The organism is Cobetia sp. MM1IDA2H-1 (assembly GCF_002916775.2).
GTDB classification, from domain to species: Bacteria; Pseudomonadota; Gammaproteobacteria; order Pseudomonadales; family Halomonadaceae; genus Cobetia; species Cobetia marina.
In genome coordinates, this window is sequence record NZ_CM133225.1 from 3,633,372 (window position 1) to 3,646,174 (window position 12,803).

Below are 12,803 nucleotides of genomic sequence, written 5' to 3' on the forward strand. Positions count from 1 at the left end.
AACCGAGCCGCGCGATGCGCCTGTCCGCAAGCGACATGGCTGACGGCGCGCAGCGGGTCATGTGCGGGGGAGGCATGCTGAGCGACATCATCGGCTGGGTGGCCACGCTGGCACACTGGCAGCAGCTGAGCCTGCTGCTGGCACTGGCCTATGGGGGAGGGTCGGTTCTGGGAGCGGTGTGGATCTGCCAGCGCCTGGGCCTGACCGACCCGCGGCTGGCCGGCTCCTTCAATCCGGGCTTCTCGAATGTACTGCGACTGCACGGTGCCATGCCTGCCGCGCTGGTCCTGGCCTTCGATGCCACCAAGGGCATGCCTGCCCTGTGGCTGGGTGGCGAGATCGCCCTGCCCGCCTGGGCACTGGGACTGATCGGGCTGGCGGTGCTGATCGGCCACAGCCTGCCGCTATGGCATCGTGGACATCGAGGCGGCAAGGCTGTCGCTGCCGCCTTCGGCGTGCTGTTGATGCTGGCACCGGGCGTGGCCCTGAGCTGTGCTGCCCTGTGGATCGGACTGGCGTGGCGCCTGCGCACCGCCGCCATTGCCTCACTCGTCTCAGGGCTTGCCGCCCCGCTCTTCAGCCTGTGGCTGGCGCCGGAAATGAGCGGCGTGATACTCGTCTTCGCCAGTCTGATCGTGGTGCGTCACGCGCTCAATCTGCGCCGCCTGAGCGATGGCAGCGAACCGCGCCTGTAGACCCTCACTCCGCAGCCCGGCCCTTGCCTCTGCGTGCATCGTCCTCTCAGTGAGCGTGGCCACAACCACAGTGCGGCGCATGGACCTCTGGCGTGGCTCGCCACTCATCCAACGCCTCGGCAATCGCCTGCTGACGCTGCTCGCCCATCGCCCGCCCGATCTCGGCACCCTTAAGCCCCTGAGCGACCAGGGATTGCGGCGAGACCGCCGTCGCGGCCTGCCAGGCGGCATTGCCCAGCCGTGCCAGCCCCTTGTCTTCCACCGCCAGCAAGGCCACCAGCACCGACTGGCGCTCACCACGACGCCACGCATCGACGCCATCCAGCCAGACCTTGAGATCTTCCGCCTGCACGCCACCCTCACGATGCGACGCATCATTCAGCTCTCGGCACAGACGCGCCTGCTGAGCCGCATCGCGCACGGCACTGGGCAGACGCAGCTCCTGCGCCAGGGTATCGATCTCCTCACGCGACAGGTGCTCCACCAGCCGTGCCATGCGCCAGCAGACCATCTCCGCCTCATCGACCAGCTGTCGCGGCAGTCGATCCAGCCGCTCCAGCGCTGACTCAAGCGCACGGGCCTCCCTCGCCAGTGCCGGCATCAGCACGCTCAGGGCACCCAGCTCATCCAGCAGCTGGAAGTAGGCCTCAGGACTGGCTTCCCCCAGCGCCTTCTCGGTTTCCTTCCAGACACGCTCAGCGACCAGATGCGAGACTTCGCCGCTCTCGACCATCCCCTGCATCAACGCGCGAGTCTCCTCGGCGACCGTGAAACCCAGCCCCTGATAACGTGCCAGGAAGCGTGCCACGCGCAGCACGCGTAGCGGGTCTTCACTGAAGGCGTCGGAGACGTGGCGCAACAGTCGTGCCTCGAGATCCGCAAGTCCGCCGTAGGGGTCCACCAGTTCGCCCTCGCCGGGCGGACTGTCCAGCGGCTCGGCCATGGCATTGATGGTCAGATCACGACGCACGAGATCCTCTTCCAGGGTCACGTCGGGGCTGGCATGCACGCTGAAGCCAACGTAGCCATGTCCGGACTTGCGCTCGGTGCGTGCCAGCGCATATTCCTCCTGCGTCTGAGGGTGCAGGAAGACCGGAAAGTCGCGCCCCACCGGGCGGAAACCACGCGCCTGCATGTCCTCGACCGTCGCGCCCACCACCACGAAATCGCACTCATGCCATGGCCAGCCCAGGCGCGCATCGCGCACGGCGCCCCCTACCCGATAGACCTCGAGCCCTTGCAGCAGGCGGTCCGATGACGCATCAAGTCGATGAGGGGCACTACGAGTCATGGGGACTCCTTGGCAGAAGGGAGATGAGACAATCAGGCAAAGGTAGGATCAGCTACCGCTTTCGACATCGTCGCCATGGGTGAGCTGATACTGGGTGAAACCGCCATCGAGAGAGTAGACCTTCTCGAAGCCCTGCCCGGCAAGCCAGGCCGCTGCCTGCTGACTGGAGTGGCCGTGATAGCACACCACTACCAGCGGTGTGTCACGCGGTGTCTCTTCCAGGATCGCCCCCGCACTGGCGTTGTCCAGATGCCGGCTGCCGGGAATGCGCCCCTGGGTGAAGCTGAGCGGATCACGGATGTCCAGCAGCACGAAGGGTTGTTCGCCGTCGCGCCATTGCGCCAGTGACGCCAGATCAAGATGTTCGAAACTCATGGGAACTCCGCTGAAGATAGGGACAGGAAAATGGACGTGCGCCGCGCAGGGGAGGCGCCTTGCAGAGTCAGTCGCGCGATGTCACCGCCGGTTCGAACACGCGCTGCCCCGTCTCGAGATCGAGCGCTGTCAGCCCGCCACCCCATACACAGCCGGTATCCAGTGCCGCGACATCCTGGCCCGCCGCTGGAGTCTCGCCTTCCAGCGCCGCCCAATGGCCGAACAGCAGGCGCGGAGAGTCATCCCAGGCCCCCTCGGGACGCGGAAACTGGAACCAGGGACGATAGCCCTCGGGCGCGGAATCCAGCCCCTCCTTGGCCGCAAAGTCCATGCGACCCTCGCGGTCCACGAAACGCATGCGGGTGAAGACATTCACGATGCAACGCAGCCGCGCGATGCCGCTGAGATCCTCCCGCCAGAGATCGGGCGTGTCGCCATACATCTCGCCGAGAAACTCGCGATAGGCGTCCCCCGCCAGTGCAGCTTCCGCCTCGCGGGCCAGCGCTGCCGCCTGATTCAAGGTCCAGCCGGGCAGAACGCCGGCATGCGTCATCACCGTGCGCCGCGCATCGATGGTCTCTTCCACCATCAACGGCTGGCGACGCAGCCAGTCAAGCAGCTCGTCGCGATCCGGCGCGTCCAGAATGGGCTGAAGCGTATCGGAACGCTTGAGGCGCCCGAAGCCATGCGCGACCGCCAGCAGATGCAGATCATGGTTGCCCAGCACGATGCGCGCACTGTCCCCGAGAGCCTTGGCATGGCGCAGGCATTCAAGCGAGCCCGGCCCGCGATTGACCAGATCTCCGGCCAACCACATCACATCACGTCCGGGCGTGAACTCCAGACGCTGCAACAGGCGTTCGAACTCAACGTGACATCCCTGCAGATCGCCAATCGCCCACTGCGTCATGCTGCTCCCCCGGCCGCTTGGCGGCCTGCTACGTGAATGACTTGCTGATGATTTCGTTCAGGACGGCGACAGACCGATGGGCCATGTCCCGACCTGGCCCGAGACTCGGCAGGCATCAATGCACCTGATGCGGCCCGGCCAGACGAAATGGCGCGATGGCGACTTCGAAGGTGCGCGCATGGGTGGCATCGGAGAAGGTATAGGCCCCCTGCATCACGCCGACCGGCATGTCGAGGACGGCCCGCGAGGTATAGCGGAAGCTTTCCCCCGGGGCGATCAGCGGCTGCTTGCCGACCACCCCCTTGCCGCGGACTTCCTGCTCGTTGCCGCTTCCCTGGGTGATCTTCCAGTAACGCGCCAGCAGCTGGATCGTCTCGTCGCTGCCATTGTGCACCGTGATGGTGTAGCGGAACACGAAGCGGTTCTCGCTCGGACGACTCTCGTCGGCGCAGTACTCCGGTACGGCGTCGACATGAATGTCCGCCACGCCGCTCATGCGTCGTGATCGCTGTCAGTGGCGGCCTGCGAGGTCGTGACCTCACCGTGACCGACATTGCTGCGGGGGCGCTTGCGGGGCGCGCTGTCCGCCTGACTGGCGGTCATGCCCTGGGCGCTCAGATGGTTGGTGATCATCACCAGCTCCGCGACCGTCAGCGTCTGCGGGCGACGCGAGGGATCAATGCCCAGCGCCGTCAGCTGTTCGGCATCGATACGCCCCTTGAAGTTGTTGCGCAGGGTCTTGCGACGCTGAGAGAAGGCTTCCCGCACGATGATGGCCAGCAGCTTCTCGTCAGTCGCCGGATGCGGCAGCTCGGCATGCGGCACCAGACGCACGATGGCCGAGTCCACCTTTGGCGCCGGGAAGAAGGCACTGGGCGGCACCAGGAAGAGGTTCTCGACCGCACAGTAATACTGGGTCATCACCGACAGACGGCCCCAGTCCGTACCACCCGGCTCAGCCGCCAGACGCTCGACCACTTCCTTCTGCAGCATGAAGTGCATGTCGGCAATCGCGCCACGCGCTTCCAGCAGGTGGAAGATCAGTGGCGTGGAGATGTTGTACGGCAGGTTGCCGACCACGCGCAGTGCCGGACCATCGCCCACCAGCGCCGGAAAATCGAAGCGCAGGGCATCGCCCTCGTGGATGACGAAATCGGGATAGTTGAAGAACTGCACGCGCAGCCCGGGGATCAGGTCACGGTCCAGCTCGATGACCTCCAGCTTGCCCGCCGCTTCCAGCAACGGACCGGTCAGCGCCCCCTGCCCCGGACCGATCTCGACCAGCCGCTCCCCCTCTGCCGGACGAATGGCCCTGACGATACGGGAGATGACGCCAAGATCCTGCAGGAAGTTCTGGCCGAAACGCTTGCGCGCACGATGCGCCGGGAAATGTTGGGACATGGGACTGACTTTCCTCCGGGGAGCCCTGTGGACTCCCGACAACAAGACGCCATCCTTCACCTGTGGAATCGATGCAGAGGCATCGAGGGACATGGAAAGGACGGCGAGACCATCCTGGATGGTCGAATGACTGGGGTAGCGGCGACGCCTGCTTGAGGTGCGCGCTCGGCGTGCCGCATGGACGGCCACGCCAGATGATGGGGGATTATCTCAGGCTCGCGCGGCGGCTGCCATCTCGATGGCCACCTGCACGGCCTGCACGAGACTTCCGACATCGGCCCGACCCGTGCCCGCGAGATCCAGCGCGGTACCGTGATCGACCGAGGTACGCACGATGGGCAGGCCCAGCGTGATGTTGGCCGCCTGACCGAATCCGGCGTACTTGAGCACCGGCAGCCCCTGATCGTGATACATCGCCAGCACGGCATCCACGCCATCGAGATGACGTGGCGTGAACAGGGTATCCGCCGGCAGCGGCCCCGCCAGCTGCATGCCCGTGGCGCGCAGTGCCTCGAGCGTCGGTGAGATCACCTCGATCTCCTCGACGCCGAGATGCCCACCTTCGCCGGCATGGGGGTTGAGTCCGCACACCGCGATGCGCGGCGTCTCACGCCCGAAGTAGCGTTTGAGATCTTCCGCCAGGATAGTGAGCACTCGTGTCAGCCCCTGCGGCGTGATGGCGTCGGCCACCTCACGCAGCGGCAGATGGGTGGTGGCCAGCGCGACACGCAGTCCCGGGCACGCCAGCATCATGACCACTTCCTCGACACCGCAGACGTCGCGCAGATACTCGGTATGCCCCGTGAAACCGGCGTGGCCGGCCTCGATCACGGCCGCCTTGGATAGCGGCGCCGTCACCATGGCACTGGCGTGTCCGGCCTGACAGGCGGCGATGGCCACGTCGAGCATCTGCAGGACATGATCACCGTTGCGCGCATCGATCACACCCGGCTCACTGGGCACCGCCAGCGGCACCGGCCATACGGCCAGATGACCATTGCGGGCCGGTGGCAGGGGGGCGCCGGGGCTCAGCTCATGCAATTCAAGCGAAAGCCCCAGCAGCCGGGCACGACTGGCCAGCAGGTCGGGATCGGCGACCGCGACCAGCTGCGCCGGGAAGTCCTCGGCCTGAGCCGCCAGCATCACCAGCAGCTCGGGACCGATGCCCGCCGGCTCCCCGGCGGTCAGCGCGATCACCTCGGACGACATGGCGCGCTCACTGCTCATCAAGGCGGTTGTCGACATAGGCCTCGGCGCGGATCTGCTGCTGCCAGGCTTCCAGTTCGTCATTGAGCTTGCGCTGGAACAGGGTCTTGCGGACCTTGTCACGCTGGCTGGAATTGGTGACATCCTGCTGACGACGATTCTCGACCTCGATGATGTGATAACCGAAGCGCGTCTTGATGGGCTGGCTGACCTCCCCCACCTTCAGGGCGTTCATGGCAGTCTCGAAGGACGACACCGTCTGCCCCGGGCTGACCCACCCCAGCTCGCCACCCTTGAGAGAGCTGCCCTTGTCGTCGCTGAACTCCTGGGCCAGCGCGGCGAAGTCCTCGCCTCCCAGCACGCGACGGCGGATGGACTCGGCACGCTCAAGCGCCTGCTGATCACTCATGTTCGGGTTGGGCTGGATCAGGATGTGACGCGCCTGAGTCTGGGAAATCAATGACTTGCCTGCGCCACGCTTCTCGATCAGCTTGACCAGGTGATAGCCGCTGGCACTGCGCAACGGCTGGGACACCTCACCTGCCTGCATGTCCGGCACCACATCGGCGAATACGCTCGGCAGCTCACCGCCGGCGCGCCAGCCGAGATCCCCGCCACTCAGCGCCTGGCTGCCAGCTGATTCCGCCGCTGCCACCTGGGCGAAGTCCGTCCCATCGGCGATCTGCTGACGCAGACCATCGGCACGCTCGCGCGCCGCCTTGACCTGAGCCGGTGTCGGCTCCTGCGGCAGGGCGACCAGCAGGTGCGCCAGGTGATACTGGATATCACTGCCGACGTCCTGCTGGTTGAGATACCGGTCGATCTCGCGATCGGAGATGCGCACCTTGCTGGCCACGCGACGCTGCTGGATCTGTTGCACCAGCAGTTCACGACGCACCTGATCACGCACATCGGCCAGCGACATGCCATCCTGCTCGAGCTTGTCGGCAAAGGCCTCCAGGCTAAGACCATTGTCCTTGGCGATTCCCCGCAGGGTGGCATTGAGCTGGGTGTCATCGATGCTCAGATTGGCCTGCTCCGCCATCTGCAGCTGAATCTGCTCATTGACCATGCGGTCGAGCACCTGGCGCTCCAGCACATTGCGCGGCGGCAAATTGATACCGCGACTCTGCAGCTGTTGGCTGGCCTGGGAGACACGCCGCTCCATGTCGCTTTGCATGATGGCGTCCTTGTTGACCACGGCAACCACACGGTCGAGCAACTCGGCGGCACTCACCGGCAGGCTTGCCAGCGCGAATGCCAGCCCCAGCGGGGCAATCAGGGTCTTGCGCATCGGGTGTTCTCTCGACGTAAAAATGTTGATGGCGCCGCCTTGCAGCGACGCCCTGTCGTCAGCGTGCGTGACGCATCCCGGGGGTCAGAAACCGGCGTTGCGATAGCCCGGCACCGCCTGCTCCAGATAGCTGTCCGCGCTCTGGCCGACGCCACCCAGTCCCTTGAACTCGAAGGTCAGGAAGATACCGTTCTTCTCTTCATCATCCGAGATGGTATTGGCGGTGTCGTTGTCATCCTGCCATTCCCGCCAGGTGACCTGGACGCCATAGCAGCAGTCGTTGTACTGGACACCCAGCACCTTCTCCAGCGAGCGGGAATTGGTGCTGTCGTACTGATAGCGGCCCAGCAGCGACCAGCTTGCGCTGACCGGCGTCGCGAACGAGAAATCCCACTCGTTGCGGGTATAGCCCAGCACGTCTTCATCGTCCTCATCATCGTAAGGCACGAACCCTTCGATCTCACGATTGAAGCCAAAGTTCAGTACCGTGCCCTGTTTGGCGCGATAACGCAGTGATGTCTGGGCGCTTTCGGTGACACCGCGATCGAAGTCCTGGAACACGGCCTGGGTCGCGGTCCACTGGTCGTTGAGGACCACATCGGCCTGGAAGACCACCGGCGAGCGGTCACGCGTCGCCCGATAGTAATCGGAGTAGCTGTCGAAGTCGGAGCGCGACGTCTTGTCCGGGTCCCCATCCATGTCGATGTTGCGATCCGACAGGTAGCTGGACTGGCCAACGCCCAGCTTGAGGCGTTCGCGACCGCTCTCGTCACTGATGAAGCGCGAGGAGACGCCGTAGGAAATCTTGTTGGTGTCGCCCACTCGGTCGCCACCGCTGAAGCGGTAGGGAGACCACAGCTGATTCCAGCTGAAGGCATCCTCGGAGGTGTCGAAGTCCGGGAAGTCGGACTGATCGACCTCAGGGACATAGGCGTAGTACAGACGCGGCTCCAGCGTCTGCTTGTAACCTTCGCCGAACCACTCGGTATCACGGTCGAAGATCAAGCCGCTGTCCAGTGACAGCACCGGAATGGTCGCCGAGGTACTGCTGTCACGATCGGTCTCGCGATCCCCGTAGTCCAGGTCGTAGCTCAGACTGATCAGCTGGGCACGCGGCTCGATGAAGCTCCAGCTCTGATCGCTGCGCCAGCCCACGGCCGGTGCCAGACGCAGACGGGTGCCGTTGGCGGCTTCATCGTCGTCGATGTCCGTGTCGGTCTCGTCCACATCACGCCAGAAGTAGGTGGCGTTGGAATTCCATTCTTCATAGAAGCCGCTGGTCTGGCTCCAGCGCGCGTTGGCAGTCAGGCTCGGCAGGCGATAGAACGGCTTGTCCTCGTCATCCAGCGGAAAGTCCATCCGCTGATACCCCTGCGCCTTGAACTCGAGATCCCAGACGTCGCCACGGTAATTCAGTCGCGCGAGACGCTCGAGGCTGTCCGTCTCGGTCTCGCCGAAGTTGCGCCCGAAGTCATCGAAGTAATTGCCGTCGGATGCCGCGCCATACTTGAGCTGATAGGCCGTGCGCGCGTCATAGCGACCAGAGTGCTGGTAATTGATGTACCAGCGATCCTCGCCGATGAGATCCTCTTCATCGTCATCCGGATCACTGCCGCCATCGTCATCGGCCAACCAGGCGCCTTCCAGCGTGCCTTCGTCGCCACGCGGCAGCAGATAACGGAACTCACCTTCCAGCATCTCACCGCGCTCTGAAATGTAGCGAGGCGTGATGGTGGCATCGTAATTCGGGGCCAGGTTCAGATAGATGGGCTGGGCATAATCGAAGCCGCTGGAGCTGGTGTAGCTGAGCTGCGGCCACAGCAACCCGGTGTGGCGGCGGTCATCGACCGGGAAACGCACATAGGGCCAATAGAAGACCGGCACGCCGCCCATTTCCATGCGCGCGTGGGTCGCCTCCCCCCAACCGGACTCCCGGTCGATGGTGATATCGCTGCCGACCAGACGCCACAGGCTGTTGCCCGGCTCACAGGAGGTGAAGCTGGCATCCTTCAGGCGATAACGGCCATCTTCCAGACGCGCCAACTGCACCGCATCCCCCCGGATACGCTGCTTGTGGAAGACGTAGTGACCATTGTCGACGCTGGCCGCGTCGCTGTTGAGCGAGACGCGGGCATCATCTCCGCGCAGCAGCACGCCGGGCTGACGGTAGGTCACCGGGCCCTTGGCCGTCGCGGTGTCTCGCGCCTCGTTGACGCTGACCTCAGGCGATTCCAGCTGGGAATCACCCCGTCTGAGCACTACCTCGCCCATCAGGGTCGCGACGCCGTCATTGCCATAATTGGCCTTGTCGGCGGAGGTCGCGACCTGCTCGGGCGTGTCACCCGCATCGATCCGGTAGGCCGGTGTCACGTAGCGACCGCTGCACAGCTGCCCCTGCGGCACCTCATCATAAGGCTGCCAGTCGAGCTGGCTTGCCGACAGCGGCTCCGGCGGGGCGGCTTGCGCCATCAGCGGCGCGCCAGCGGCCAGCGGGGCCAGCGTCCACAGGAGACGCAGCACCAGCGGCTTGAGCCGCCATGTCGCCGGCTGGCTGACGGGGAGACGCGTCGCCGTCGTGGAAGACGCAAGACGACGATGCGGCCGCCCGAGGGCGGACACCGGCTTGCCCGTGTGTATTGAATGGCTGCGCTGGGCCATGGCTGCTCTGTGTCCTTGGCTGGGGGAATCGGTATTATACAGGCCCAGCAACCGGCCTTCCTGCTTGCCGGTTCCGCCTGTCCTGTGGTCACCACACCCCAGCATGCGGGGCCGCGGCACAGGCGTCAACTGACAGCCGGCCCCCGTATCCGCCGACAGGAGCCCCGCCCCATGACATCCGACGCCCGCCGTCAGGCCCTCCACGCCTGGGCTGCCGCACGCCACGACCTCACCCCCGACACCGTCCGCATGAGCGCGGTGGCCGACGACGCCAGCTTTCGTCGCTACTTCCGCCTGCATCTCGATGAGAGCGTCCCCGGCATGTCGCCCCGCATCCTGATGGATGCACCGCCGGAAAAGGAGGACAGCCATGGCTTCGTCGCCATCGCTCGCCAGTGGCGGGAAGCCGGCCTGCCCCTGCCCGAGGTCTTCGCCTTCGATGACGCCCGAGGCTTTCTGGAGCTTGAGGATCTCGGTGATACGCCACTGATGACGGCCCTGACCAGCACCGAACACGCTGACCACTACTATGGCGAGGCCATCGGCCTGCTCGAGCAGCTGCATGAACTGCCGCTGGCCGACCTGCCCGCCTATGACGATGCGCGTCTCAAGGCCGAGATGGACCTCTTCCCCGAATGGTGTCTGGGGCAGCTGCTCGACATGCCGCATGACCGCCGCTACGCCGCCTGGGAAACGCTCTGCGGACAGCTGCTGACGGCCGCGCGCGCGCAACCTCTCGTCACCGTGCACCGCGACTTCCATGCCCAGAACCTGTTCCTGCATGCCGATGCCGGCCAGTCGCGGGAGACGCTGTGGATCATCGACTTCCAGGATGCCGTCATCGGTCCCGAGAACTACGACCTGATCTCGCTGCTGCGTGACCGCCACTGGCGCTGGCCGGAGCCCGCCATGGCGCGCTGGATCGAACAGGCCCGCCTTGCCGCCCTGCCACGCTATGACGCCGCTGGCCTGCCGGCCCCCAGCCCGCTCGAGTATCGTCAGAGCGTCGAGCGCATGGGCGTGCAGCGCAATCTCAAGATTCTCGGCATCTTCGCGCGCCTGACCCTGCGCGACGCCAAGCCACGCTATCTGACGCTGATGCCACGCTTCCTCGGCCATCTGCGTGAAGGTCTGGCCTTCTGCCCCGAACTGATCTCCTTCACCCACTGGCTGGATGAGGTGCTGACCCCGGCGCTGTCACTGCGTCTGGCCTCCGAGTGCGAGGCACGAGGCCTGCGACTGGCCAATGGCGAGACGCCGGAGATCAACCTTGACGACTACGATGAGCTGGCTGCACTGGCCGATCGCGCGGCACGCCTGATGCGCAACGCCGAGGCACGTCAGACAGATGTCACGCAGGAGAAAGGCTGATGCGCGCGATGATTCTGGCCGCGGGCTTCGGGACTCGCATGCGTCCATTGACTGACCACACGCCCAAGCCGCTGCTGAACGTCGCAGGACGCCCGCTGCTGGAGCATCACCTGCTCAGGCTGGAAGCCGCAGGCGTGGATGACATCGTCATCAACGTCGGCCATCTTGCGCAGAAGATCCTGGAGCATTTCGCCGCTGCTCGCTCTCCCTGCGGCTTGCTGCAGGCACGCTGGCAGGGCCGCAGGCGCGAACTGACACTGACGTTCTCCCATGAGACGACGCCACTGGAGACCGGTGGCGGCATCGCACGCGCGCTGACACTGCCCGGCGCTCTGACGGCCGATGACGCCGACGAGACGCCCTTCCTGCTGATCAATGGCGACGTCTGGTGCGATGTGGATCTCGGGGCGCTGATGGCCCAGGCACTGGCCAGCCAGACTCAGTGCCTGCCGCCAAGGCCGTTGGCGGGCCTGGTACTGGTGGACAACCCGCCACACCATCCGAGCGGCGACTTCCTGCTGATGCAGGATGGCGAAGTCCGCGACGGCCCCGTGAATGGAACGGACGAGCGCATGGACAACGCAGACCGCCTGACCTTCTCCGGCGTGTCATGGCTGTCCCCACGCCTGATCCGGCGCGCCCTGCACGAGACGCCGGCTCTGCGAGAGGGTGATGGCGTGTTCAAGCTGGCACCGCTGCTGCGCGATGCCATGCAGCGCGGGGAGGCACGCGGACTGCATCACCGTGGCGAATGGATCGACGTCGGAACGCCGGAAAGACTGGACGAGCTGGACAGGCTGCTCAGCGATCGCCCGGCACATCCGGAGGCATGAGCTCGCAGGCATAAGCTCAGCGCCGGACGTTCCTCCGGCCGCGGGCGCGGCAATGCTATTCTGTGCGCCTTCGTGCGGTCCCGCCTGCGCACCGGTGCACCTCACTGACTCATTGATTCACCGAAGGGAGAGAATTCGTCATGGCAATGAACACCAGCATCAAGTGGACCGATGGTCGCCAGTTCCTCGCGGAATCCGGCAGCGGCCACAGCGTCGTCATGGATGGCAATCCGGAAAATGGCGGACGCAACACCGGCCCGCGCCCGATGGAGATGCTGCTGATGGGGCTGGGCGGCTGCACCAGCTTTGACGTCATCCAGATTCTCGAGAAGGCCCGCCAGCAGGTCACGGACTGCCGCGCAGACCTCACGGCCGAGCGCGCCGATGGCGTGCCCAGCGTCTTCACCAGCATTCACGTCAACTTCGTGGTCACGGGCTACAACCTCAAGGAAGCACAGGTAAAACGCGCCGTGGAGCTGTCCGCCGAAAAGTACTGCAGCGCGTCATTGATGCTCAGCGCCGGTGGCGTCGAGATCACGCACTCCTACGAAGTCATCGACAGCGCCGCCTGATCATCTCCCGGCACTCCCCCTCTGCCACCCGCCGCCATGAGCGATCTGACGGCGGGTGGCAGAGGGGGGACTCACGCCAGCGAGCGACGCTCGACGGGAATTGACGCTGGCGTGTCAGCCCTGCCTGTGCATAATACGCCCCTCAAACCGGTTGTCTTCCCGGTCGCTCCTCGGCCATCGGCCACGAAACGAGCGCC

The 12,803-nt window shown here is 65.2% G+C and carries 12 protein-coding genes; 4 read left to right on the plus strand and 8 right to left on the minus strand.

The window, feature by feature from the left end; all coding sequences use genetic code 11:
* Positions 1 to 14: 14 nt before the first annotated feature.
* Positions 15 to 695, plus strand: coding sequence for a glycerol-3-phosphate acyltransferase (locus BOH68_RS15230; RefSeq protein ID WP_240499643.1), 681 nt, complete (start codon positions 15 to 17; stop codon positions 693 to 695).
* Between the two features lie 46 nt (positions 696 to 741).
* On the opposite strand, the gene BOH68_RS15235 is transcribed toward BOH68_RS15230, so the two are convergent.
* The 8 genes from BOH68_RS15235 to BOH68_RS15270 form a co-directional block, all read right to left on the minus strand.
* A complete protein-coding gene (locus BOH68_RS15235) occupies positions 742 to 1,986 on the minus strand; it encodes a polynucleotide adenylyltransferase (RefSeq protein ID WP_077378101.1) in 1,245 nt (414 codons plus the stop codon).
* A gap of 48 nt (positions 1,987 to 2,034) precedes the next feature.
* Positions 2,035 to 2,361, minus strand: coding sequence for a thiosulfate sulfurtransferase GlpE (glpE, locus tag BOH68_RS15240; RefSeq protein ID WP_077378098.1), 327 nt, complete (start codon positions 2,359 to 2,361; stop codon positions 2,035 to 2,037).
* A 67-nt stretch (positions 2,362 to 2,428) separates the two neighbouring features.
* A complete protein-coding gene (locus tag BOH68_RS15245) occupies positions 2,429 to 3,271 on the minus strand; it encodes a symmetrical bis(5'-nucleosyl)-tetraphosphatase (protein ID WP_077378095.1) in 843 nt (280 codons plus the stop codon).
* A 115-nt stretch (positions 3,272 to 3,386) separates the two neighbouring features.
* Positions 3,387 to 3,767, minus strand: a complete 381-nt coding sequence (gene apaG, locus BOH68_RS15250) for a Co2+/Mg2+ efflux protein ApaG (RefSeq protein ID WP_077378092.1) — start codon at positions 3,765 to 3,767, stop codon at positions 3,387 to 3,389.
* Positions 3,764 to 4,672: a 16S rRNA (adenine(1518)-N(6)/adenine(1519)-N(6))-dimethyltransferase RsmA gene (gene rsmA / locus BOH68_RS15255; RefSeq protein WP_077378089.1), complete on the minus strand. Its 909-nt coding sequence runs from the start codon at positions 4,670 to 4,672 to the stop codon at positions 3,764 to 3,766. The genes apaG and rsmA overlap by 4 nt, the downstream gene beginning before the upstream one ends.
* A 210-nt stretch (positions 4,673 to 4,882) precedes the next feature.
* The gene (gene pdxA, locus BOH68_RS15260) at positions 4,883 to 5,881 is read right to left on the minus strand and encodes a 4-hydroxythreonine-4-phosphate dehydrogenase PdxA (protein WP_077378086.1); all 999 of its coding nucleotides are present in this window, start codon (positions 5,879 to 5,881) and stop codon (positions 4,883 to 4,885) included.
* A gap of 7 nt (positions 5,882 to 5,888) precedes the next feature.
* On the minus strand, positions 5,889 to 7,172 hold the full coding sequence (locus BOH68_RS15265; protein WP_077378083.1) for a peptidylprolyl isomerase: 1,284 nt from the start codon (positions 7,170 to 7,172) through the stop codon (positions 5,889 to 5,891).
* 84 nt (positions 7,173 to 7,256) lie between these two features.
* Positions 7,257 to 9,641, minus strand: a complete 2,385-nt coding sequence (locus tag BOH68_RS15270) for an LPS-assembly protein LptD (RefSeq protein ID WP_077378215.1) — start codon at positions 9,639 to 9,641, stop codon at positions 7,257 to 7,259.
* A gap of 360 nt (positions 9,642 to 10,001) precedes the next feature.
* Here BOH68_RS15270 and BOH68_RS15275 point away from each other — a divergent pair, with 360 nt between their 5' ends.
* The 3 genes from BOH68_RS15275 (at position 10,002) to BOH68_RS15285 (ending at position 12,606) form a co-directional block, all read left to right on the plus strand.
* Positions 10,002 to 11,201 carry an aminoglycoside phosphotransferase family protein gene (locus BOH68_RS15275; protein ID WP_077378080.1) on the plus strand — a complete coding sequence of 400 codons (1,200 nt, stop codon included), beginning with the start codon at positions 10,002 to 10,004 and terminating at the stop codon, positions 11,199 to 11,201.
* Positions 11,201 to 12,034 (plus strand): nucleotidyltransferase family protein, encoded by an 834-nt coding sequence (locus BOH68_RS15280; RefSeq protein WP_077378077.1) that lies wholly within the window; start codon positions 11,201 to 11,203, stop codon positions 12,032 to 12,034. Before BOH68_RS15275 ends, BOH68_RS15280 begins: the two co-directional genes overlap by 1 nt.
* Before the next feature lie 146 nt (positions 12,035 to 12,180).
* Positions 12,181 to 12,606 (plus strand): OsmC family protein, encoded by a 426-nt coding sequence (locus BOH68_RS15285; RefSeq protein ID WP_077378074.1) that lies wholly within the window; start codon positions 12,181 to 12,183, stop codon positions 12,604 to 12,606.
* The last annotated feature ends 197 nt before the right edge of the window (positions 12,607 to 12,803 follow it).

What these genes read in the sequence shown, in the direction of transcription:
- BOH68_RS15230 (WP_240499643.1), top strand. Translation starts at nt 15, where the DNA reads ATGCGCCTGTCCGCAAGCGACATGGCTGACGGCGCGCAGCGGGTCATG.
- BOH68_RS15235 (WP_077378101.1), bottom strand. Translation starts at nt 1,986, where the DNA reads ATGACTCGTAGTGCCCCTCATCGACTTGATGCGTCATCGGACCGCCTG.
- glpE (WP_077378098.1), bottom strand. Translation starts at nt 2,361, where the DNA reads ATGAGTTTCGAACATCTTGATCTGGCGTCACTGGCGCAATGGCGCGAC.
- BOH68_RS15245 (WP_077378095.1), bottom strand. Translation starts at nt 3,271, where the DNA reads ATGACGCAGTGGGCGATTGGCGATCTGCAGGGATGTCACGTTGAGTTC.
- apaG (WP_077378092.1), bottom strand. Translation starts at nt 3,767, where the DNA reads ATGAGCGGCGTGGCGGACATTCATGTCGACGCCGTACCGGAGTACTGC.
- rsmA (WP_077378089.1), bottom strand. Translation starts at nt 4,672, where the DNA reads ATGTCCCAACATTTCCCGGCGCATCGTGCGCGCAAGCGTTTCGGCCAG.
- pdxA (WP_077378086.1), bottom strand. Translation starts at nt 5,881, where the DNA reads ATGTCGTCCGAGGTGATCGCGCTGACCGCCGGGGAGCCGGCGGGCATC.
- BOH68_RS15265 (WP_077378083.1), bottom strand. Translation starts at nt 7,172, where the DNA reads ATGCGCAAGACCCTGATTGCCCCGCTGGGGCTGGCATTCGCGCTGGCA.
- BOH68_RS15270 (WP_077378215.1), bottom strand. Translation starts at nt 9,641, where the DNA reads ATGGCGCAAGCCGCCCCGCCGGAGCCGCTGTCGGCAAGCCAGCTCGAC.
- BOH68_RS15275 (WP_077378080.1), top strand. Translation starts at nt 10,002, where the DNA reads ATGACATCCGACGCCCGCCGTCAGGCCCTCCACGCCTGGGCTGCCGCA.
- BOH68_RS15280 (WP_077378077.1), top strand. Translation starts at nt 11,201, where the DNA reads ATGCGCGCGATGATTCTGGCCGCGGGCTTCGGGACTCGCATGCGTCCA.
- BOH68_RS15285 (WP_077378074.1), top strand. Translation starts at nt 12,181, where the DNA reads ATGAACACCAGCATCAAGTGGACCGATGGTCGCCAGTTCCTCGCGGAA.